This window comes from Mesorhizobium sp. Root554 (assembly GCF_001427025.1).
GTDB lineage: Bacteria > Pseudomonadota > Alphaproteobacteria > Rhizobiales > Rhizobiaceae > Mesorhizobium.
Window position 1 is genome coordinate 3,365,406 of record NZ_LMGA01000001.1, and the last position, 22,386, is coordinate 3,387,791.

A 22,386-nucleotide genomic window follows, 5' to 3' on the forward strand; every position below is an offset into this window, starting at 1 on the left:
CCGGAAAGGTCCTGTTTAGAGCCGTTTGCGAAGCAGGAGCTTGACTTGGGAGAACGCAATGAATCGCATTCTGACACGATCGGCAATAGTTGCGCTTGTATCTGTCCTCGCTTCTCTCCTCGCTACCCGCTCTCTTGTTCCCGCTCTCGGCGGCGCGCTGGATGCCGGAACCTTGCTCCTGTGCACCATATGCCCTCTGGCCATCGCCTGGCCGACCAGCGCCTACGCCTTCTGGCAGGGAGAAAAGCTAAAGAAAGCCCACCGCGAACTCGCCCGCACCCATGCTCAGCTTGCCGCCGCCCACCGCAGGCTGGAGGAGAAGGCCAGCCGCGACGACATGACCGGCCTGCTCAACCGCGAAAGTTTCTTCGCGGTGCTGGAATGCTCGCGGCGCAAGTCGGATCGCGGCGCGCTGCTGATCATCGACGCCGATCATTTCAAGACAATCAACGACCGCTTCGGCCATCTTGCCGGTGACGACGCCCTGCGTCTGATTTCGAGCGCGATCCAGCGAGGACTTCGCTCCGGCGACGTTCTTGGCCGCATTGGCGGCGAGGAATTCGGCGCGCTTCTGGTCGGGACGACCGCCCAGGAAGCACGGCACATTGCCGAGCGCGTGCGCCGTGAAGTGGAATCGATCGGGTTCAGTCCGGAAGGAACGCCGGTTCCGCTGACTGTTTCCATCGGAGGAACGATCTGCGGGCAAAGCGCGACCTTGGCGGAAATCATGCGCGGCGCCGACCTGCGTCTTTACGAGGCCAAGCACGGCGGCCGAAATCTGGTGGTTGTCGAGCCGCCAACGATTTCACAGGCGGCCTGATCCGCGGATTGCCGTCCGGCGAATGTCGGCTCGGCCCGGACAGCTTGCCGGTCGGCTGTTACGGGACGATCAGCGTGCCTGCGCCATGTTCGGTGAACAGTTCGAGCAAAACGGCGTGCGGCGTCTTGCCGTTCAGGATGACGACGCCCTCAACGCCCCGCTCGATGGCCTCGATACAGGTTTCCACCTTGGGGATCATGCCGCCGGAAATGGTGCCGTCGTGGATCAGCGCCTTGGCCTGTGCGACCGAAAGCTCGTCGATCAGTTTCTTGTCCTTGTCGAGCACGCCGGGAACGTCTGTCAGGAACAGAAGGCGCGTTGCCCCCAGCGCGCCAGCGATCGCGCCGGCAAAGGTGTCGGCGTTGATGTTGTAGGTGTGGCCATCGCGGCCGGGCGCTACCGGCGCCAAAACAGGGATCATCTCGGAGCGGGCGAGCAGGTCGAGCAGCGTCCGGTCGACTTCGACAGGCTCGCCGACAAAGCCGAGATCGAGCACTCGCTCGATGTTGGAGTCCGGATCGATCATGGTCTTGTTGGCTTTTTCGGCGAAGACCATGTTGCCGTCCTTGCCGCACAGGCCAATCGCCCATTCGCCTTCGGCATTGATGAGCGCGACGATCTCCTTGTTGATCGATCCCGCCAGCACCATCTCGACGATCTCGACCGTCTTGGCGTCGGTGACGCGCAAGCCGCCCTCGAACTTGGATTCAATACCCATCTTGTTCAGCATGGCGCCGATCTGCGGTCCGCCGCCATGGACGACGATCGGATTAACGCCCGACTGCTTCAAGAGCGCGATGTCGCGGGCGAAGGCTTTGCCGAGATCGATGTTGCCCATGGCGTGGCCGCCATACTTCACCACGACCGTCTTGTTCTCGTAGCGCTGCATATAGGGCAGGGCCCTGGACAGCAGAGCGGCCTGCATTTCGGCGGTGGCGGCGATGTCCGTCATCGGCTTTTCCCGTCAAAGGATAGGATTGTCGCGGCGTCTTATCGCGATTTCCCGCCAGGGGCAACGCACTGCGACAACGTCGCCCCGCGATGCGGCCCGATGTCGAATGATTTGCAAATCGGTCGCCTGGGTCGTTGCAAAAGCCGGATGATTGCCTAATTTGGCTGCAATGACGCCACAGGATATCACCAAGCTGATCGTCCGGACCTCGATGAAGGATCGGGCCGCGTTTGATCTGCTCTATCGGCAGACGAGCGCGAAACTTTTCGGCGTATGCCTTCGTGTATTGAACGACCGGGGAGATGCCGAAGAGGCTCTGCAGGAGGTCTTCGTCAAGATTTGGACGAAGGCCGACCGCTTTGCCGTCTCCGACCTTAGCCCGATCTCCTGGCTGGTGGCGATTGCGCGCAATCATGCGATCGATCGTATCCGGGCGCGCCGCAGGCCTGCATCGGATATTGATGCTGCGCTGGATGTGGCCGATCCCGCGCCAGGACCTGAGGCGGCGGCGGTAGCGGGCGGCGAAGCCGAGCGCGTCTACCACTGTCTCGACGAATTGGAAGAAGACCGGGCGGCGGCCGTCCGGGGCGCCTATCTCAAGGGCGAAAGCTATGCCGAACTGGCGGAACGTCACAAGGTGCCGCTGAACACGATGCGAACCTGGCTGCGCCGCAGCCTGATGAAACTTAGGGAATGCCTCGAGCGATGACGCTGGCACAGGACAACGGACCGGAACGGGGAGGCGACGACATGCTCGCCGCCGAATACGTTCTTGGCGTTCTGCCCGCCGAGGAACGGCAGACGGCGGGCCGCCGCGCTGACGCCGAAACCGAATTCGCGCGTCTTGTCGATGCATGGGAGGTGCGGCTGGCGCCGCTGGCCTCCGCCTATCCCGAGATCGAACCTCCGGCGTCGGTCAAGCCGGCCATTGAGCGGCGTCTTTTCGCTGCAGGCAGCACTGCCTCGGCACAACCGGGACTCTGGTCCAGCCTGGCGTTCTGGCGTGGGCTTGCGGCGGCGGCGGTTGCCGCGCTGGCCATCTATGTCGCGGTTCCCTACGTCAATCCGCCAGTTGAACAGGAGCCTGTGCGTCTCGTCGCCTCGCTGGCCGCCGAAGGCAGCGACGTCAAATATCTTGCTGTTTATGATGCCGCGCATCACGAAGTTGGTCTCTCCCACGTCGCGGGTGAGCGGGCCTCCGGCCGCGACTTCGAATTGTGGATGATCGAAGGTCAGAAGCCGCCGGTGTCCATGGGCGTCATTCCGTCAGGCTCGTCGGTCCACATCGCCCTGAGCGCGGAGGTGCAAGAGAAGCTGTCGTCCGGCGCCGTGCTGGCGATCAGCCTCGAACCGTCCGGCGGGTCGCCGACCGGTCAGCCGACGGGTCCTGTCGTGGCCGCCGGTGACTTGAAGAGCATATGACGGGAGCTCCTCATCAGCGGATAAAAGACTTTTGAGATATAAAAGGGTCGAATAAGAAACAAAAAGGCGAACTTTCGGGTTCGCCTTTTTGTTTAAAATAGTCTTGTTGGAAAAATAAATTTTCCTCGTTCGAAACTAGCGCTTTTTCGATCCGTATCTCCATCTGCCCAGAGAAATGGGAAGAAAAAACCCCGAGGAGATTCAAACAATGCGTAAATTCGCCACCCTTTTGTTCGCCGGTACTGTTGCGATGTCCGCTCTGGCAACGGTTGCCTACGCCGAAAACCCGAAGGTCGGAGGCGCCGCGATGTTCGCCGACAAGAACATCGTCGAAAACGCCGTCAACTCGAAAGACCATACCACGCTGGTCGCCGCCGTGAAGGCTGCCGGCCTGGTCGAGACGCTGCAGGGCAAGGGTCCCTTCACCGTCTTCGCGCCGACCAACGAGGCCTTTGACGCTTTGCCGAAGGGCACGGTCGAGACGCTGGTCAAGCCTGAGAACAAGGAAAAGCTGACCAAGATCCTGACCTGTCACGTCGTCGGCGCCAAGGCGATGTCCGCTGACGTGATGAAGATGGTCAAGGACGATGGCGGCGCGCACAAGGTCAAGACCGTGGGCGGCTGCGAACTGACCCTCAAGGCAGATGGCGGCAAGGTCACCGTGACCGATGAGAACGGCAATGTCGCCAACGTGACCATTGCCGATGTCGAGCAATCGAACGGCGTCATCCACGTCGTAGACAAGGTTCTTCTGCCGAAGATGTAACACCGGACCGTCTCCAGGCGAACAACAGAAGCATCCTGCGCCCGCAAACGGCGCGGGATGCTCACTCGATTTTGAGTTCCTGGAATGCGCAGGATTTGGCATAGAGACGCCAGGAGGACCAGCATCATGAACCGTCGCGATTTTCTCTTGAGCAGCACCGGCGCGATCACCTGCGCGGCAGGCGCCGGCGTTCTTTGGCGCCTGGGCATGTCTTCACCGGCGCTGGCCGAAACTTTCGAGGTGGTCAAGACCGATGCGGAATGGAAGGCGCAGTTGTCCGAGGCTGCCTACCAGGTGCTTCGTTATGAAGATACCGAATATCCCGGAACAAGCCCTTTGCTCAACGAGCACCGCAAGGGCACTTTCGCCTGCGCCGGCTGCGACCTGCCGGTTTATCCGTCTGAGACGAAGTTCGAGTCCGGCACCGGCTGGCCGAGCTTCTGGCAGGAAATTTCCGGCGCTATCGGCAAGAACGAGGATACCACCCTCGGCATGACCCGCACGGAGGTTCATTGCCGGCGCTGCGGGGGCCATCTCGGCCACGTCTTTGACGATGGCCCCAAGCCGACCGGCCTGCGCCATTGCATCAACGGCGTGGCGCTGACATTCAAGCCCGCCACCGCCGCCTGAGCGCAAAGTCCGCGGTTCACAAAGGATCGGAGTTGAAGGGGTGGAGGCCGCAATTTGCCTCCACCCCTTCTGGATCGCGTATGGGAAGCGCAATCCATCCGATGGGCGTGGGGAAGGGACCCATCGGCATCTGCATAATCAATGCGTATCGGTCATCGAGGCGCCGTATATCTAATGGCCGCCGCCACCGCCTGCCGATTCCGGTGGCTTGCGGATGAACATCGTGAACACCGCCAACAGGGTGAACAACACGGTGATGAGATAGAAGACATCCATGAATGACAGCAGCGCCGCCTGCTGGTGAACCATGCCCGAAAGCTTCGACATTGCCGCGGTGGCGGCATCGACGCCACCATGGGTCTCGAAGTTCCGCGTCATGTTCTGAAACTGCGTCTGTGCCTCGGCGCTGCCCCACTGCACGCTTTCGGCCAGCCGCGCATAGTGGAAGGCGTTTCGGTCGGTCAGCACGGTGTTGATCACCGCCAGCCCCACCGCGCCGCCGAGATTGCGCGTCAGGTTGAACAGGCCGGACGCGTTCTTCAGCCGTTCCGGCGGCAGCGTACCAAGCGCGATGTTGTTGATCGGCACCATGCACAGCATCATCGAGACGCCGCGCAGGATCTGCGGCACCAGCAACTCCCAGAAATCCCAGTCCGCGGTCAGGTAAGTCATGCGCCATGTGCCGGCGGCGAAGCCGAGGAAACCAATCGCCATCATGATCCGTGGGTCGAGCTTGCGCGAAAGGATGCCGGAGATCGGCGCCGTCAGGAACATCGCGAGGCCGGAAACAAACAGCGCCTCACCGATCATCATCGAATCGTAGCCGCGGATGCGTCCGAGGAAGATCGGATAGAGATAGGTCAGGCCGTAGAGGCCGATGCCCATGACGAACGAAAACAGCGAGCCGAAGGCGAAATTGACGTTGGCGAATGCCTTGAGATCGACAATGGGCTCCTCGGCCTTGAAGGCGCGCCAGAAGAACAGCACCGCGCCGATCGACATGACGATGGCGAACAGGAACACCACCTGGTCCTGCAGCCAGTCATGCGCCGGGCCTTCCTCAAGCACATATTCCAGCGAGCCGAGGAACGCCGCCATGCCGGCAAGGCCCCACCAGTCGAATTTCCTCAGCAAGGAGCGGTCCGGTTTGTCGAAATCGACAAGCGTCCACACCGCCGTGGCGACCAGGATGCCGGGCACGACATTGATGAGGAACAGCCAGTGCCACGACATGGCGTGAGAGATATATCCGCCGACGGTGGGACCGATGGTGGGGGCCAGCGTTGCCACCAGGCCGATCATCGGCGAGATCACTGCGCGGCGCGACGGCGGAAAGATGGTGTAGGCAGCGGCGAACACGCTGGGGATCATGCCGCCGCCGATAAAGCCCTGGATGGCGCGGTAGACGATCATCTGGTCGATGTTCGTGGCGGTGGCGGCGAGCGCGCTGGCGGCGGTGAAGCCGGCGGCCGAAATGGTGAAGAGCACGCGCGTCGACAGCATTCGCGACAGGAAGCCCGACAGCGGGATCATGATGACCTCCGCGATCAGATAGGCAGTCTGCACCCACGGGATTTCGTCCGAGCTGGCGCTGAGGCCGGCCTGGATTTCGGCCAGCGATGCCGAGACGATCTGGATGTCGAGGATGGCCATGAACATGCCGAAGACCATGGCCATGAAGCCGATGACCTTGCGCATGTCGAGTTCGTCGCCCCGCACCGCGGGCGGGGCCGCCGATGGCGTCATCGTCGTTGCGGTGGACATCTCCGCGCTCCGCCTTCGCGCCTAGTTGGCCGCTGTCTGCGGCGCCGTCCGGCTGTCAACGTCGACCACGACGCTGAGGCCGGCTCGCAGCCGTCCGGATTCCAGCACATCCTGCGGCACGTCGATGCGGACGGGAACGCGCTGCACCACCTTGGTGAAGTTGCCGGTGGCGTTCTCGGGCGGCAGCATCGAGAACACCGAGCCCGAGGCCGGCGCCAGCGACGAGACGGTGCCTTCGATTTCGTCGCCGGACATGGCATCGACCGACAGGCGCACCTTCTCGCCGGGCACGAGCCGGGCCAGTTGCGTTTCCTTGAAATTGGCGACGATATAGAGCTTGTCCATCGGCACGATGACGGCGAGCTTCTGGCCCGGGCTGACGAGATCGCCCTGTTCCACCGACAGATTGCCGACGACGCCGTCATACGGCGCGCGCAAGGTGGTGAAGGAGAAGTCGCGCTCGGCCTTTTCCTTGCCGAGCGTCAGGGTTGCGAGGGTACTGGCGGCTTCGGCGCGTTGCGCCCGCAGCACGCCGATATTGGCCTCGGCGGCGGCGATCTGGGCATCGGCGCCCACCAATGCCGCATTTGCCTGCTCGACAGCGGTGCTGGCGTCATCCAACTGGGCCTGCGTCGCCACCCGCGTCTTCAGCAACTGGGCCGCCCGCTGCTGCGCGCGCGCGGCGTTGTCGGCCCCGGCCTTGGCGGACGTCTTCTGCGCCTCGGCCTGCTTGAGCGAAGCCTGCGCCGCTTCGATCTGCGCGTCGTAGCGCTCCAGCGTCTTGCCCTGCGTTGCGATCTGAGCGTCGGTTTGCGCCACCGCGATGCGATAGTCGCCCGGATCGATGGCGACCAGCGGATCCCCGGCCTTCACCGTCTGGTTTTCGGTGACGAGAACCTTGTCGACATAGCCCGAAATCTTTGGCGACACGAAAGCCATGTCGGCCTGCACATAGGCGTCGTCGGTCGAGATCATGAAGCGGCCGTCGGTCCAGTAGCCATGGCCGTACCAAGCGCCGGTGCCGAGCAACGCGACCAGTATGGTCGGCAAAAACAGCGAACGCACCGAGCGCTTCTTTTTCGCAGGTGCTGCCGCCACAGCCGGCTGCGCGATTTCCGTCGGGGCTTCGATGGTCGGGGCCTTGGCGATGGGGAATGCGTGGACTTCGGCACTGGGGGAGGCGGTGGAAGACATGAGCTCTCTCTGATATAATCATACCGAACCGTTCGGTTCGACGTTGACATAACCCGGTGCCAAGGCCATATCAAGAGTGAATCGAACCGATCGGTTCGAATTATTTTCGGAAAGTCTGACATGGACGGTGACAAGGACCTGACAGGGAAAGAGGGCCATGAGCTGTTGGACAGCCTGCGCCGCGGCGGCCGGCCGGCGGCCGGTCAGGACCCGGTCAAGCGTAAGCAGATCATAGACGGCGCCCGCCGGGTTTTCATCAATATGGGTTTCGACGCGGCCTCGATGAACGACATAACTCGCGAAGCAGGTGTGTCGAAGGGGACGATCTACGTCTATTTCCAGAATAAGGAAGAGCTGTTTGAGGCGCTGATCGAGGAAGAGCGCGGCGAGATATTCAGGAACATGTACGAGGCGCTGGAAAATCGCGACGATTTGCGCGTTACTTTGGTGCGGTTCGGCATCGCTCTGGCTACCAAAATCACCTCGGCCAAAGTCATCCTGGCGCAGCGCACCGTCATCGGCGTTTCGGATCGCATCCCCGAACTGGGCGCCCGCTTCTATGAACGAGGACCCCGGCGTGGACATGCGCGGCTTGTGGAATTTCTCGAAGCGGCCATCGGAAAGGGTTTGTTGACCGTGGCCGATGTCGACTTGGCGGCTTACCAGTTTACCGATCTGTGCATGTCGAAATTCTTTCGCCAGTGCCTCTTCGCCTATCGAACCGAAGTGCCGAGTAACGACGAGATCGGCTATGTGGTGCGATCTGGCGTCGATGTCTTCCTGAAGGCATACGGCACCGAAAAGCTTGCCGCTCTGGAACAACAAAACAAGGCGTCCGGCAAGGAAGCCTGAAGGCCTTATCCGCCCGACGCGGCCAGCGCGATGGCCGCGCGCAACTCATCCAGTCCTTCGCTCTTTTCCGACGAGGTGGCGAGAACGATCGGGAAGGCTGCCGCCCGCCGCTTGATTTTCGCGAGCGTGTCCTCGATCAGTTTGGGCACGCCGACGGCCTTGATCTTGTCGGTCTTCGTCAACACGATCTGGTAAGACACGGCTGCCTTGTCGAGCAGCGAAAGCACGTCCTCGTCGTTCTTCTTGATCCCGTGGCGCGCATCGATCAGCACATAGACGCGCTTCAGCGTCACGCGGCCTTTCAGATAATCGAAAACCAGCTTCGTCCACTGGTCGACCTGTTCCTTGGGCGCCTGCGCATAGCCGTAGCCTGGCATGTCGACCAGCGCCATCGGCGGCATGTCGCCGGCCTCGCCCGAGTGGCCGTCCGGCACGAAGTAGTTCAGCTCCTGCGTGCGTCCCGGCGTGTTCGAGGTGCGCGCCAGTCCCTTCTGGTTCACCAATGCATTGATCAGCGACGATTTGCCGACATTGGAGCGACCGGCGAAGGCGATTTCCGGCGGTCCTTCCGGCGGCAGGAATTTCATCGACGGCACGCCGCGGATGAACGTCCAGGGCCGTGTGAAAAGGTCGGCGTCCAGTACCGTCTTCGCGGGCGCGTTCAAGACGCCGCCTCCAGCGCCGAAATGTTCGCGCCGCGGATCGCATTGAGGTTGCGGCTGATCTTGTCGACGGGCCAGTCCCACCAGGCCGCCTTGAGCAGCTTGCGCACGGTGAGGTCGTCGAAACGTGTCTTGACCACCTTCGCCGCATTGCCGGCGACGATGGCGTAGGGCGGCACGTCATGCGTCACCACGGACTTCGCGGCGACGATGGCGCCATGGCCGATCGTGACGCCGGGCATGATGATGGCTTCCATGCCGATCCACACATCGTTGCCGATCACCGTGTCGCCACGGTTTTCCTTTTCCCAGGTTTTGATGTCGAATCCCTCTTCCCAGCCATGGCCGAAAATATTGAACGGATAGGTCGAGAAGCCCGACATGGCATGATTGGCGCCGTTCATGATGAACCGCGCGCCCTCGGCGATGGCGCAGAACTTGCCGATGATCAGCTTGTCGCCAATGAAGGGGTAATGGTGCAGCACGCATTTCTCGACGAACTTGTCCGGCCCGTCCGGGTCGTCGAAATAGGTAAAGTCGCCGATCTCGATATTCGGGGCATTGGCCAGCGCCTTGAGGAACCCGACGCGTGGATGCATCGGTATCGGGTGCTTGATGTGCGGGTTGGGTCCGGTCATGGCAGGCTCCGTCCGGTGGATTGGCGGGAACGAAAAGGATAGCGCAAGCAACCGTTCGCACCAATGGCTGCTTGCAGGGTTTCCCGGCCAGGCCGGTCTTTGCGTTCTCGAAATAGCAGCCGCGCTTGTTGTTTGCGTCACCTGAAAAGAAAAGCCCCGGCTGATCCGGGGCTTTTCATGCCGCAGCGCTATTCCGCTGGAGATGGTTTTTTTCGGAACAGTCCCGCCAGATTATCCCAGAGCTCGATCTTGACGCCCTGGCGCTTCATGATGATGCCCTGTTGGGTAATGGAAAGCAGGTTGTTCCAAGCCCAGTAAATCACCAGGCCGGCCGGGAAGCCTGCCATCATGAAGGTGAAGATGACGGGCATCCAGGTGAAAACCATCGCCTGCGTCGGGTCCGGCGGCGTCGGGTTCATGCGCATCTGCAGGAACATCGTCACACCCATGATGAGCGGCCAGATGCCGATATGCAGGAAGGCCGGCACAGCCCACGGCATAAGACCGAACAGGTTGAACAGCGATGTCGGATCGGGCGCGGCAAGATCGTGGATCCAGCCGAAGAACGGCGCGTGCCGCATCTCGATGGTGATGTAGAGCACCTTGTAGAGCGCGAAGAAGACCGGGATCTGCACCAGAACCGGCCAGCAGCCGGCGATCGGGTTTATCTTCTCCGTCTTGTAGAGCTCCATCATGGCCTTTTGCTGCGCCATCTTGTCGTCCGCGTATTTCTCGCGGATTTCCAGCATCTTCGGCTGCACCTTTTTCATGTTCGCCATCGACTTGTAGGACTTGTTGGCGAGCGGGAAGAAGATGGCCTTGACGATGACGGTGGTGGCGATGATAGCCAGGCCGAAATTGCCGAGCAGCTTGTAGAGATTGTCGATGAGCCAGAACATCGGCTTGGTGATGAAGTGGAACCAGCCCCAGTCAATCAAGAGGTCGAAGCGGCGGATTTTCCTGTCCTGTTCATAAGCGTTGATCTTGCCGACTTCCTTGGCGCCGGCAAAGACCTCGGTCTCCACGGTTGCCGATTGGCCGGCGGCAACGGTGATCTGGTCGGTCAGGAAGTCGGACTGGTAGCGATGGCGGCCGTCCTCGAAGAAGGCGAAGCGCGGCTGGAACGGCTGCTTTTCCGTCGGCACCAGCGTCACCGCCCAGTATTTATCGGTGATGCCCAGCCAGCCGTCAGTCGATTTGGAGGGAACGTACTGCTTGTTCTCTTCGACCTTGGCGTATTTGTATTCCTGCAGTCCTTCCTCGCCGGTGACACCGATCAGGCCTTCGTGAAGGACGTAGGTCGAGGCGACGGCCGGCTTGTCGAAGCGGGTGACGCGGCCATAGTTGGAAAGGGTAACCTGTTCCGCGCCGGCATTCTGAACCGTGTCGGAAATGGTGAACATATAGTCATTGTCCACCGCGATATTGCGCTTGAAGGCAAGACCCTTCTCATTGGTATAGGTGAGGGTGACGGGCGTCGCCGGCGTCAGGGTCTGGTTGCCTTCTACCGACCACACGGTCTGTGGCCCGGGAACAGTTCCCGTCGCTTCATTGCCGACGAAACCGATCTCGGCATAGTAGCCATTGGGCAGTTCCGCCGGGTTCAGCAGCTCGATCTCCGGCGAGGTATCGTCGACCGTCAGCCGGTAGTGCTTGAGCTTCAGATCGTCGAGACGCGCGCCGGTCAGGCTGATCGAACCTTCGACGCTCGGCGTGTCGATGCGGACGCGCTGTGTCTTGGCCAGCGCCTGGTCGCGGCCGGCCTCGGTGGTGCCGTCCGTGCCGGGAATTGTGTTGGGTACCGCGCCCAGCGAAGGCGCCTGCGCGCCCGGCGTGGCGCTTTCGGCCGGTTTGTTTGCGGCCTGACGCTCCGCCTCGATCCGCGTCGCCTCGCGCTGCGACTCGATGCGCGGGTTCATGTAGAACACCTGCCACAATGTCAGGATCAGCACCGACAGCGCGATGGTGATGAAGAAGTTGCGGTTGTTTTGCATCGAGGGTCTCGGTTCCTGGACCTACCTGGTCCCGCGTATACGGCGGGAGAGTTCGGCCTTCAATTGGTCGAATGGAATGGACAGCACATCGTCGCGTCCGACGATTACATAGTCATTGCCGGTGGCCATATCATGGGCTGCATGCGTGCGCACGGCTTCCTTGAGCCGTCGGCGGACACGATTGCGAACGACCGCATGGCCCACCTTCTTGGTCACGGTGAAGCCGACGCGCGGCGCATTGCCGTCGCCGCGGTTTAGAACTTCAACGAGAAAAAGCCGCCCGCGGCGCTTTTCACCACGCCGGACAGCCAGGAATTCCGCGCGTTTCAGAAGCCGTCCGGGTTCTTGTCCCATAGGCCCGCTCGCGGGCAACAATCTCGTCTTTCGCTTAGGCGCTGAGGCGCTTGCGGCCACGGTTGCGGCGCGCAGCGACGACGCCACGGCCACCCTTGGTGGCCATGCGCGCGCGAAAACCGTGCCGGCGCTTGCGGACGAGCTTGGAAGGTTGGTAGGTGCGCTTCATTTGTTTTAATACCGCGGCGTGCGGCCCTTCTTGTTTCTGTCACACTGTAACAGGAGCTTTGCCGGGCAGCGTTGGCGCGACCGAAACCGCGCCGGATTGCATGGCCCGAGCGTGTGCGGGCTTATATTTAGAAGGATTTTGGAAGTCAATCGGCTTGCCGCCCGCCCGGCCGAGGCCCGAAATCCCGGCGCATCCTCAAAGCCAAAATCCGGACAGCCAAAAGGCCAAATTGGCAATCGCACCGCAATCACCTACTCTTGTTTTGACAGGCATATATTCGCCGGAGCCCATGAGCGACAATCTTTCCCCCGACCAGGACGCCGCCGCGCCGCAAGCCGCGCATACGGGTTCGCAGGCGGTGCCGCTGGCGCGCGGCCTGTCGACCAAGCTATTGCTGCTCACCATTGTCTTCGTGCTTCTGGCGGAAATCCTCATCTTCCTGCCATCCATCGCCAGCTATCGCATGAGCTGGCTGAACGAGCGCCTCGGCACCGCCGCCGCCGTCTCCGTCGTGCTCGTACAGGGCGACCCCGCCTCGCTTTCACCGGCCGCGCAGAACGATGTGCTGATGGCCATAGGCGCCAAGGCCATCGCCGTGCGCGATGGCGGCGTGTCGCGTCTTCTTGTGGTTGCGAGCATGCCGCCGCAGGTTGACGAGCATATCGCCGTCAACGAGACCGGCATGATCGAGGAAATGAAAGGCGCGCTGGACACACTGTTCTTCGGCGGCAACCGCATGCTGCGCGTTTACGGCCCGGTCGGCGACAGCGACAAGGAGTTTGAGCTGATCATGCCGGACTACCGGCTGCGCAGCGCCATGCTGGTCTATTCGCGCAACATCGCATTCGTATCCCTGCTCATCTCGCTGATCACGGCGGTGCTGGTCTACGCCACCATCGACCGCATCATGATCCGGCCGATCCGCTCCATGACGCGTTCCATCCTGTCCTTCTCGCAGGCGCCGGACGATCCAGGCCGTATTATCCGGCAGACCACGCGCACCGACGAGATCGGCGTGGCCGAGCGGGAGCTTTCCCAGATGCAGGAGCGGCTGCAGAGAATGCTGGCCGAGCGCAAGCATCTCGCCGATCTGGGGCTCGCCGTGTCGAAGATCAACCATGATATGCGCAACATCCTGGCGTCGGCGCAATTGATGTCGGATCGTCTGCGGCAGGTGAAGGACCCGACGGTGCAATCCTTCGCGCCCAAGCTGCTGCGCGCCCTCGACCGCGCCGTCGCCTATTCGGAAGGTGTGCTCGCCTACGGCCGGACGCAAGAGCCGCCGCCGGCGCGCCGGCGCCTGCGGCTGCATCAGCTTGTCGAGGACGTACACGGCCTGCTCGACATGGAAAACGGCATAGAGTTCGTCAACGTCGTCGATCCGACGCTGGAGGTAGATGCCGATTCCGACCAGCTGTTCCGCGTGCTGACCAACCTCAGCCGCAATGCCGTGCAGGCTATGGCTGCGGATTCCGGTCCCGAGGTGGTGCGCCGGTTGACCGTGTCGGCTGAGCGCGAAGGCAGCGTCAGCCGCATCCTGGTGGCCGATACCGGCCCCGGTCTGCCGCCCAAGGCGCGGGAAAACCTGTTCGCCGCTTTCCGCGGCTCGGCCCGCAGCGGCGGCACCGGACTGGGACTGGCGATTGCGCAGGAGCTGGTGCGCGCCCATGGCGGCACGATCGAGTTGATTGAAAGCCGGGGCGGTCGCACCGTCTTCGCCATCACCATTCCAGACCAGCCAGTGCATATCGAACAGGCCCGCTCAGGCTTGCGCGGCCGTCGCGAGCGCGCCGGATGACGCCGATCCTGAAGCCGGCGAGCGAAGGGCATCCATTCGAAAGCCGGCGGCAAAACTTTTGACGGGATCGCTTGCTTTTCGCCCGTTCAGTCGCTAGGTAGCTGCTCACGTCGCGAGCCGGTTGGCGAAACCGGTTGGCGGGGTTGTGCCGGACATTGTCTTACGACACGTCCAGACATGACCCATTGCGCGCCCGTAGCTCAGCTGGATAGAGCACCAGACTACGAATCTGGGGGTCAGGAGTTCGAATCTCTTCGGGCGCGCCATTCCATTTCCACGACTTGGCATCTTTTTCGGCCAGCTGCGGCGCCTTGGTTTGCAGACGGTTTGCAAAATCCGTGCTCGATGCGTTCTCGAACCAGGCGACTGCTTTGCTCGCCAGGACGCGGGTTCGGGCCAGATAGCGATCGAGAATTGACGACACAGTCTTCAACGAGTGTCCGGTGATAGCGGCAATCTGGGGCGTGGTGCAGCCTGCCTCCGCCAGCATGGTAACGGCGGTTCCCCGCAGATCATGGAAGTGCAGGTCCTCGATCCCGTCCTTCTTGTCGCCGCCTCCTACTGCGCCTTGAAGTAGCGCGCCTTCCAGGGCAGTCCGCTCTTCGTCGCCAGGACCACCGTCGACTTCTTCTCCAGGGGATCAAGCATCCGCTTCAACGCCGCGGTGCAGGGATATCGACCCGGCGGTTCGTCTTTCCCTGCCGCAGTGAGATCAGATGTCCGTCGTAGTTCGTCCACGCAAGTCGCAGCAGGTCACCCTGCCTTTGGCCGGTGTGCAGCGCCAGGATCAGTGCCCGCTGCAGCTCCACCAGGGCGCTCGATGTCCTGCGGAAGCCAGATCTTCTCTGAGCGATCGGACTTGTGAAAACGACGGAAGCCGGCAACGTGGCTGGCTGTCATGCGACCACTGTCTCTCGCCCAGGAAAGCATGGCCGAGATATCGCTGAGGCGATTGTCGGCCTCGCGATCTCCGGAAGACCTCGCGACCTCGGCACGCCATGACATGAAATCCTGCCGCACTCGCGGATCATCAAGCGCCGGGATGGGCAGCGTGCCGAACTTTGCCTCGACTTTCGTGAGCATGCGCCAGATCGCCATGATGAGGGCGTCGGTGACGAACTGAGCTGTCATCTCGGCCTTCATCGCCCGGCCGACCGGCATCCAACGGCGCGCCGCGAGATCCCGGTCAGCACGCGGAATACCCAAAAGGCCCTGCGGGACGATCCGCATCCCGCAGGAAAATGTTCGTCAGGCCGCGTTCGGCGTTTCCTGGCGCTGCTTCTTCTTGCGCCAGGGCGCGTTCACTTCCCAGTCGCCGGCCATGATGCAACCGTAGGGCAGAACTTCATCTACGATCTCGGCGAGATCGTAGTGCTCGATCTGCTGCCGCACGGCGGATGCGTTCTTGTAGGCGCTCGGCAGTTCAGAGATGTCGGTGATCCCGCAGAAGAAGCGCGCGTCGATGCCCTTGGTCTCCTCGGCGAAAATCTCCTCGTTTGTCCGCCCTGCCTTCAGCCTTCGATGTTGCGTGCGCGAGAAATTGCGCCCGGCGCCATGCGGCGAGAAGCCCAGGCCATTCGGAGCGTTCTTGCCGCGGGCGATTAGCACCGGCTCTGCCATGTTGAGCGGAATCAGGGTCAGATCCGTGGCATCGTCGGCCCAGTTGTCGAAGGCCGGCGTCGCGCCCTTGCCGTGGTAGAACAAGCCGTCAGAACGCCTGAAGACGAAGTTGTGTTCGTTCCAGAAACGGTCCGCGACCTTGGCCGACACACGTTGTGCGGCCAAGTCATGGATGAGCTCATGGTTGGCCTTCGTCCACGCGCGGATGGTCTGCAGCGCATCCCAATAGTCATCGCCTTCCCGGCTATCGGCGGGAATCCAGGCATTCTGCGGCAAGGTTTCGGGAGAGAGCTGCTTGCGGTAACCCTCGGCGATCTTCATTCCCTTGCTGTAGAGCCTGGCGCCGGGCGATCGCGATCCATGATGCGTTACCAACGCGGTTTCGCCAGTCGACTTCAACGTGCCGACATAGGCGAAATGATTGCCATCGCCCTGTGTACCAAGATGTTCGATCGCAGCGCTCATAATATCCTTCAGGAGAGGATTGCGGTCGAAACGATCCGCAATTGCCTGCGAGGGCCGGAACTGCTGTCCACGTGGACGCCCACCGGGTCCGAAATGCGTTACGGCTTGGGCAGCGTCGAGCAGTGCCGCTGGCGCTACCCCCGGAAAGGTCGAGATCGCCATCGAGCAGCAGATATCGGCTGAGTGCATACCGGGGTGGATGGCTTCGGAGACCGCGACACCGCCTACCGGAATCGTGCCGGAAGGCCCGGCCGGACAGGCGTCCGGCATGATGGCGCCAGCACGGATGACGGGCGTGCGCATCAGCTCGACCATGCTCTTCGTCACCGCCTCGACATTGGCCGCTTCTTCGGCATTGTCAGCCCGGATGTTCATGTAAAAGGGCACAGAACCGGCATCATGAAGTGCGATCGTTGGCGGGGGAGCGAAGCCCTGCGCCACCTGCAGCGCCTGATCCATCGTGCCGCCACGCTCCAGCACGGCATTCGCCTCGGCGAGCGCCTTGCCGAACCAGCGGCCTTGCGCCAGTCCGGCGTCGATCAGATCCTGTCCGCTCAAAACTTCAACCATGACTTTCTTCCACTTCAATCAATGTTGATAGCCGAATGACGGCTAGAGTTGGCAAGACTTTGTTTCCGCCACTTCACGGACAACCGCGAAGGAAGGACATGAACCTTCACGCCTTTCGGCACCAGCATATGCGGGCTGCGTCTGCCTGTAGTCCCACCTGCATCCGTCATCTAGCCGGAGGCGGACGACAACACTTTGCGAAACAGTTCGGCGAAAATCGCCGGGCGGACTCGAACCGCCAATACCCCATGTAGTTTCGCAGTCATTCGTCCTGCCTGTGTGTGAAGCGACAAGTGGCGGTGAGACATTTCTGAGCTACTGCCTGCTCATGCAGACGGAGTGCCTCGAACACTCGACCTCCCGTTTCCGAAGAGACGGACGCTCTATCCATGTAGTCCCACCTGCATTCGCTCCGTGAACCGGTGGCAAAAATTGACAAGACGCTTACTGCATTAGCCTTGATCTTTGCCGGCATTTACCTTGGAAATAATCAGGTCGTGACGGCTAGTAATGGTGAAACGTTTCCTGCCTGACCACTCGGCCACATGCTCGGTAAGAGCACGGCAGGAATCGAACCTGCGTATGGAGCACCTTAAGCTGTAGTTTCACCGGCATCCGTCACGTCCAAATCTTTCCTCCATTTTCTCCAATCCAACCCATGACGACAAGAATGATGAAACATCGCCGATCTTTCGGATCGGCACCTGCTCTATCCACTGAGCTACGGGACCATATGGCGGTCCCGGCGGGATTCGAACCCGCGACACGGAGGGTTACAGCCTGTAGTTCCATCGGCATTCGTCATGCCTGTTTGAATTTCTTCCCTGCGGTCCCGGCAGGCGCACCCGCCGGGACACTTCTTACAAATCGACCGCCTCGATGGTGCGGACCCAATGGTCCGGGTCGCCCTTCGAGGAGAGCATGGTTACCACCACGTCGAAGACGCGATCGGAGAACCCGCCGACATTGAGCACGTCGGCCTCCGGCTTGGCCTGAGCCGTGTCGTAGGGCTGGATGTCGATGCAGACCAGCTTCGCCCCGGGGTTCAATCCCTTGAGCTTGCGCCATTCCTGCATCGTCGCGGTGCCCTGATGCGGATGCGACGTTCCATCGACCCAGGACTGGTTGTCCGACACGAACACGACGAGATCGACCTTGGCGCGCTCCTTGACGAGGCGGGCGAGCGGAGCCGAGCAGTTGGTTCCGCCGCCACCGATCGCGGCAAGTTTCTGCGCATTGGTCATCACCGTGTCGCGCGCGTTGAGATGGATATCCACCACATCATTCTCGAACGGCATTATCCTCGCCGTCGGATTACGTCGCAGCAGGGCGGCAGCCACCAGGGCAGCCACATCGATGCAGCGCACGGCCGAAGTCGCGCCTTTCCGGCGTCCGGTCACGGATGAACCCATCGAGCCCGACACGTCGGGCGCAACCACCACGCAGCCGTCCACCATTGGCACGTTGCTCAGCGCGATTTCCATCGCATCCTGCAACGCGTTCCGAACGACGCCTGGCACTTCCTCCACAAGGCTCGTGAAGGTCACCATCAGCTGGTAGGGGAAGACGCGGGCGCGCTTCACCTCCGTCGGATCGCTTAGCCGTGCGGCCAGCTTCTCGGCAAACCCCTCCACCTCGAACACGCCATTGCGCGCGAAGGTGTTCAGGTTCTGCCGCAGCATCTGCCATCCGGCTGTCTCGGCGATCTGCACCCAATGCGGTTTCGTCAGCGGCATCGTGGTCAACATCTGGAAAGGCACCTCGGGCACCGGCAGTGACGGATCGCGCTTGAAGGCCTCGAAGGCCTTCACGAGATCCGGCAGGGCCAGAACATTGTGCGGCTTGCCGATGAGATAGCCGTAAAGCGCCGCACGGGAAGCCGAAGCCGGCTTCGGGTGCACCATCTTCACGACATCGGCCAGCGACGGGTCGTTACCGACCGCCGCCCGCATGATCTCGAGATCCGAGGCACGCTCGAGCCATTTGAGCACAAGCCGCTTCGGCCGCGTTCCGAGCGACTTTCGCCCAACCGCCCCGGACCGCATGACCTGCACGAAGTTGCGCAGCATCTTGCCGTTTTTCACGATCCGGACGAAAGCGCGCTCGAACGCATCGCCCTGCATCATGGACAGCGCCGACAGCAGCACAGCCGGCATGTCTTTCATGTAGCCGGTCTCATAGGCATGCACGGCAGTCTTGGCCAGGAATTCCGGCTCAACCTGCCAGGCAAGCTTCAGGACCTCATCCATCTGCTCCCGCGCCTCGGCATAGAAGGTCGCGTTGAACGTTCCCGTCGACGCCAACTGCGCCAGAGCCTGGTGCGGCGTCAGGCGGTAGGCCTGTGCGCCTTCATGGTTCATGGCGTCAGCGCGCGGGAGCAGCTTTCCCTTTATCGTCGCAAACACGGATTTGTTTGCCATCTCTCTCATCCTTCTGTTGACGCCCTCTACATTCCAAGTTGCGTGCCAACTTGGCCCGGCATCAGACAAACTTCGGGAAGAAAAGCTGTAAACCAATGTTTTTATTGCTATAAAAAATTCCGGAGCGAAGTTGGCGAAAAATTGCCTGGTTGAGATTGCGAAGAATCTATGATATGAAAGGATAATGTTTTAGATTTTTGGATAATCTATGCGTCGCCGTGTCGCCATCGGATTTCTCGGAACCACTCTCGACATGGGGCGAGGTGGACGGCAGCGCTGGCGGCCCACGGTTGCGCTATGTCAGCAGCCTGGTCTTTTCATCGATCGGCTGGACCTGATCCACGGCTCCGGCTCGGCGGCGGGCCTGGCCACGCAGGTGATCACCGAGATTGCCGAGGTTTCACCCGCAACCGAGGTGCGCCCGCATGTGATCGACTTCAAGGATCCGTGGGATTTCAGCGAGGTCTACACCAAGCTGCACGAATTCGCGCGCGGCTACGTCTTCGATAGCGACCGCGAGGATTATCTCGTCAACATCACCACCGGCACGCATGTCGCGCAAATCTGCTGGTTTCTGCTCACCGAAGCGCATTTCATCCCCGCACGGCTGTTGCAGTTGTCTCCGCCGAAGGATCGCGGTGAGGGTGGCAATTTCGCCGGCAGCCATTCGATCATCGATCTGGACCTGTCGCGCTACGACGCAATCGCAACGCGCTTTGCCGCCGAGCGCGAGGAAGCCAAATCCTTCCTGAAATCGGGCATTGCCACGCGCAACGCGTCGTTCAACGCCATGATCGACCAGATCGAGAAGGTCACCATCCGCTCTCGTGCGCCGGTATTGTTGACCGGTCCGACAGGAGCGGGCAAGTCGCAGCTTGCCAAGCGCATCTTCGAATTGAAGAAGGCCCAGCACCAGGTCACCGGCGCCTTCGTCGAGGTGAACTGCGCGACGCTGCGCGGCGACCAGGCGATGTCGACGCTGTTTGGCCATGTCAAAGGCGCCTTCACCGGCGCGCAGACCGCCCGCGGCGGGCTGATGAAATCGGCCGACAAGGGCGTCTTGTTCCTCGACGAGATCGGCGAGCTTGGATCTGACGAGCAGGCGATGTGCCTGAGGGCAATCGAGGAGAAGCGCTTCCTGCCGGTTGGGTCTGATCAGGATGTCGCATCGGACTTCCAGTTGCTGGCTGGAACGAACACCGATCTCTCGATCGCTGTTGCCGAAGGCCGTTTTCGAGAAGACCTGTTCGCGCGATTGAACCTCTGGACCTTCAGACTGCCGGCCTTGAAGGACCGCCGCGAAGATATCGAGCCGAACCTGGAATTCGAGCTCAAGCGCTTCTCCGAGCGGGAAGGGCAGAACGTGACTTTCAACAAGGAAGCGCGCGATCGTTATCTCGCTTTCGCGATGGCGTCGGATGCGACCTGGCGCGCAAACTTCCGTGACCTGTCCGCATCGGTGACGCGCATGGCGACACTGGCGCCGCAGGGCCGCATCAACGAGGAAACCGTGCGAGACGAGATCGAGCGCCTCCGGTTGCTCTGGGCGTCGGCCGGAGAGGACGTTTCCACGGATAGTTTACTGCGGGCTATCCTTGGCGTGGACCGCGTCGAAGAGATCGACCTCTTCGATCGTGCTCAACTGGCGACTGTGATCGACGTCTGTCGCGAAAGCACCACTGTCAGTGCCGCGGGTCGCAAGCTCTTCGCTGTCTCCCGCCTTCAAAAGGCCAGCGGCAACGATGCCGACCGCCTACGCAAATACCTTTTGCGGTTCGGGCTGGATTTCGATGCGGTAAGGTAAGCTTAATTAGGCAGGTGATCTGGTTGAGGACGTCCCAAATAGTTTGCACTCACTACCTTTTTGGGCGCGGAAGTCCCTCTCGCTTTCGGTGCCCGAGTTCCAAATATCCATCGACGGCACGTTTGTAATGTCGCCACCGAACTGTTCGAGCGCCAACCTGAGGGGCTTCCAATGGCGGTAGGGCATATTGGAGACAAGCCGGTCGCCGCGCGCCTTACGGTTGGGCCGCGCCGCGATCCCTGCTAGAACGGTGGCCCTCGCATCCCTCTCTCCAGCCAAGTTGCGATTGGGCCGCGCCGCGATCCCTGCTAGAACCAAAATCGTATCCTTCTGCGGATGACTATCGTTGCGATTGGGCCGCGCCGCGATCCCTGCTAGAACAACCTCCGCTGGGTCAAGAACATCCAGCAGGTTGCGATTGGGCCGCGCCGCGATCCCTGCTAGAACCCATGGTTGCACCTATACAAAACAGCACGTGTTGCGATTGGGCCGCGCCGCGATCCCTGCTAGAACCTCCAGCTCCTTTTTCTCATCGGCCATAGGGGTTGCGATTGGGCCGCGCCGCGATCCCTGCTAGAACGCGGCCGGTGCGCGCCGCCTTGTTGATCACGTTGCGATTGGGCCGCGCCGCGATCCCTGCTAGAACCAGAACCGGCTTCGTTGCGCCGTCATAGTTGTTGCGATTGGGCCGCGCCGCGATCCCTGCTAGAACTTTGCGTCCCCGTGTTGCAACACAGCAAAAGTTGCGATTGGGCCGCGCCGCGATCCCTGCTAGAACAGAGCAGGCTATCCTCCGCAACATCCTCAAGTTGCGATTGGGCCGCGCCGCGATCCCTGCTAGAACTCAATAGCGGGATATATGAAGTCGATTTTAGTTGCGATTGGGCCGCGCCGCGATCCCTGCTAGAACGGCCTGCTTGGCAGATCATTGCGGCTACCCGTTGCGATTGGGCCGCGCCGCGATCCCTGCTAGAACCCGTCATTCGCGACCCAGATCAGCGGGCCGGTTGCGATTGGGCCGCGCCGCGATCCCTGCTAGAACTCATCCAAGCAATTGCTGCGCGGCGGGATCGTTGCGATTGGGCCGCGCCGCGATCCCTGCTAGAACGGAAGCGAACATGGTCCAGCGAGTAGTNAAGCTCGCCGCGCAGCATGAAGCCGACTGGTTGCGATTGGGCCGCGCCGCGATCCCTGCTAGAACCGCGCTGGTCGACGCTGTCGACTTCGCATGGTTGCGATTGGGCCGCGCCGCGATCCCTGCTAGAACTCTTTGCCACGGCCCTGTTTCGGAGGCATGGTTGCGATTGGGCCGCGCCGCGATCCCTGCTAGAACCGTCACCGGCATATTATAGCAGGTGTACTGGTTGCGATTGGGCCGCGCCGCGATCCCTGCTAGAACTTTTCCACTTTTTTCCAACTTACCCGTTGAGTTGCGATTGGGCCGCGCCGCGATCCCTGCTAGAACGGAAGCGAACATGGTCCAGCGAGTAGT

19 protein-coding genes, 3 tRNA genes and 2 CRISPR repeat arrays are annotated in these 22,386 nt (G+C 61.4%); of the genes, 9 read left to right on the plus strand and 13 right to left on the minus strand.

All coding sequences use genetic code 11. From position 1 onward, the window contains the following. Window positions 1–58: 58 nt before the first annotated feature. Window positions 59–820, plus strand: coding sequence for a GGDEF domain-containing protein (locus ASD44_RS16335; RefSeq protein ID WP_056114307.1), 762 nt, complete (start codon window positions 59–61; stop codon window positions 818–820). A 58-nt stretch (window positions 821–878) separates the two neighbouring features. On the opposite strand, the gene argB is transcribed toward ASD44_RS16335, so the two are convergent. Then, window positions 879–1,772, minus strand: a complete 894-nt coding sequence (gene argB, locus ASD44_RS16340; RefSeq protein WP_056114311.1) for an acetylglutamate kinase — start codon at window positions 1,770–1,772, stop codon at window positions 879–881. A gap of 169 nt (window positions 1,773–1,941) precedes the next feature. Here argB and ASD44_RS16345 point away from each other — a divergent pair, with 169 nt between their 5' ends. From ASD44_RS16345 to msrB, 4 genes are all read left to right on the plus strand, one after another. Then, window positions 1,942–2,481, plus strand: coding sequence for a sigma-70 family RNA polymerase sigma factor (locus ASD44_RS16345; protein WP_056114314.1), 540 nt, complete (start codon window positions 1,942–1,944; stop codon window positions 2,479–2,481). Continuing rightward, window positions 2,478–3,194: an anti-sigma factor gene (locus ASD44_RS16350; RefSeq protein WP_156459869.1), complete on the plus strand. Its 717-nt coding sequence runs from the start codon at window positions 2,478–2,480 to the stop codon at window positions 3,192–3,194. Before ASD44_RS16345 ends, ASD44_RS16350 begins: the two co-directional genes overlap by 4 nt. A 208-nt stretch (window positions 3,195–3,402) precedes the next feature. After that, entirely contained in the window at window positions 3,403–3,960 is a 558-nt protein-coding gene (locus ASD44_RS16355; RefSeq protein ID WP_056114320.1) for a fasciclin domain-containing protein, read from the plus strand. Between the two features lie 126 nt (window positions 3,961–4,086). Next, on the plus strand, window positions 4,087–4,590 hold the full coding sequence (msrB, locus tag ASD44_RS16360; protein ID WP_056114323.1) for a peptide-methionine (R)-S-oxide reductase MsrB: 504 nt from the start codon (window positions 4,087–4,089) through the stop codon (window positions 4,588–4,590). A 171-nt stretch (window positions 4,591–4,761) separates the two neighbouring features. Here msrB and ASD44_RS16365 read toward each other — a convergent pair whose 3' ends face one another. Beyond that, entirely contained in the window at window positions 4,762–6,354 is a 1,593-nt protein-coding gene (locus ASD44_RS16365) for a DHA2 family efflux MFS transporter permease subunit (RefSeq protein WP_056114326.1), read from the minus strand. Between the two features lie 21 nt (window positions 6,355–6,375). Next, window positions 6,376–7,548 carry an HlyD family secretion protein gene (locus tag ASD44_RS16370; RefSeq protein ID WP_056114328.1) on the minus strand — a complete coding sequence of 391 codons (1,173 nt, stop codon included), beginning with the start codon at window positions 7,546–7,548 and terminating at the stop codon, window positions 6,376–6,378. Between the two features lie 120 nt (window positions 7,549–7,668). Here ASD44_RS16370 and ASD44_RS16375 point away from each other — a divergent pair, with 120 nt between their 5' ends. Further along, entirely contained in the window at window positions 7,669–8,400 is a 732-nt protein-coding gene (locus ASD44_RS16375; RefSeq protein ID WP_056114331.1) for a TetR/AcrR family transcriptional regulator, read from the plus strand. Between the two features lie 5 nt (window positions 8,401–8,405). On the opposite strand, the gene yihA is transcribed toward ASD44_RS16375, so the two are convergent. The 5 genes from yihA to rpmH form a co-directional block, all read right to left on the minus strand. After that, entirely contained in the window at window positions 8,406–9,065 is a 660-nt protein-coding gene (yihA, locus tag ASD44_RS16380) for a ribosome biogenesis GTP-binding protein YihA/YsxC (RefSeq protein WP_056114335.1), read from the minus strand. Beyond that, window positions 9,062–9,700 (minus strand): CatB-related O-acetyltransferase, encoded by a 639-nt coding sequence (locus ASD44_RS16385; protein ID WP_056114338.1) that lies wholly within the window; start codon window positions 9,698–9,700, stop codon window positions 9,062–9,064. The genes yihA and ASD44_RS16385 overlap by 4 nt, the downstream gene beginning before the upstream one ends. A gap of 188 nt (window positions 9,701–9,888) precedes the next feature. Beyond that, window positions 9,889–11,694 (minus strand): membrane protein insertase YidC, encoded by a 1,806-nt coding sequence (gene yidC / locus ASD44_RS16390; protein ID WP_056114341.1) that lies wholly within the window; start codon window positions 11,692–11,694, stop codon window positions 9,889–9,891. A gap of 21 nt (window positions 11,695–11,715) precedes the next feature. Then, window positions 11,716–12,048, minus strand: coding sequence for a ribonuclease P protein component (gene rnpA / locus ASD44_RS16395; protein ID WP_200946424.1), 333 nt, complete (start codon window positions 12,046–12,048; stop codon window positions 11,716–11,718). 34 nt (window positions 12,049–12,082) lie between these two features. Then, window positions 12,083–12,217 carry a 50S ribosomal protein L34 gene (rpmH, locus tag ASD44_RS16400; protein ID WP_008833937.1) on the minus strand — a complete coding sequence of 45 codons (135 nt, stop codon included), beginning with the start codon at window positions 12,215–12,217 and terminating at the stop codon, window positions 12,083–12,085. 289 nt (window positions 12,218–12,506) lie between these two features. On the opposite strand from rpmH, the gene ASD44_RS16405 reads away from it, so the two are divergent. Next, a complete protein-coding gene (locus ASD44_RS16405; protein ID WP_056114346.1) occupies window positions 12,507–14,015 on the plus strand; it encodes a HAMP domain-containing sensor histidine kinase in 1,509 nt (502 codons plus the stop codon). 189 nt (window positions 14,016–14,204) lie between these two features. Further along, window positions 14,205–14,281, plus strand: a tRNA-Arg gene (locus tag ASD44_RS16410). Between the two features lie 487 nt (window positions 14,282–14,768). Here ASD44_RS16410 and ASD44_RS16415 read toward each other — a convergent pair. The 5 genes from ASD44_RS16415 to ASD44_RS16425 all read right to left on the minus strand — a co-directional run bounded on the left by ASD44_RS16415 (window position 14,769) and on the right by ASD44_RS16425 (window position 19,090). Next, window positions 14,769–15,221 carry a hypothetical protein gene (locus ASD44_RS16415; protein ID WP_156459870.1) on the minus strand — a complete coding sequence of 151 codons (453 nt, stop codon included), beginning with the start codon at window positions 15,219–15,221 and terminating at the stop codon, window positions 14,769–14,771. A 42-nt stretch (window positions 15,222–15,263) separates the two neighbouring features. Further along, window positions 15,264–16,670, minus strand: a complete 1,407-nt coding sequence (locus ASD44_RS16420; RefSeq protein WP_200946425.1) for an RtcB family protein — start codon at window positions 16,668–16,670, stop codon at window positions 15,264–15,266. Window positions 16,671–16,999: 329 nt separating this feature from the next. Continuing rightward, window positions 17,000–17,075: transfer RNA gene (locus tag ASD44_RS18450), tRNA-OTHER, on the minus strand. 329 nt (window positions 17,076–17,404) lie between these two features. Then, window positions 17,405–17,488: transfer RNA gene (locus ASD44_RS18455), tRNA-Tyr, on the minus strand. A 42-nt stretch (window positions 17,489–17,530) separates the two neighbouring features. After that, window positions 17,531–19,090: an RNA-binding protein gene (locus ASD44_RS16425; protein WP_056114352.1), complete on the minus strand. Its 1,560-nt coding sequence runs from the start codon at window positions 19,088–19,090 to the stop codon at window positions 17,531–17,533. Window positions 19,091–19,298: 208 nt separating this feature from the next. Between ASD44_RS16425 and rtcR the strand changes: the two genes are divergently transcribed. Further along, entirely contained in the window at window positions 19,299–20,894 is a 1,596-nt protein-coding gene (gene rtcR / locus ASD44_RS16430) for an RNA repair transcriptional activator RtcR (protein ID WP_056114354.1), read from the plus strand. A 213-nt stretch (window positions 20,895–21,107) separates the two neighbouring features. After that, window positions 21,108–22,002: direct repeats of the CRISPR family, unit length 36 nt; unit sequence GTTGCGATTGGGCCGCGCCGCGATCCCTGCTAGAAC. A 55-nt stretch (window positions 22,003–22,057) separates the two neighbouring features. Next, a CRISPR array of direct repeats spans window positions 22,058–22,359; the repeat unit is 38 nt; unit sequence TGGTTGCGATTGGGCCGCGCCGCGATCCCTGCTAGAAC. The last annotated feature ends 27 nt before the right edge of the window (window positions 22,360–22,386 follow it).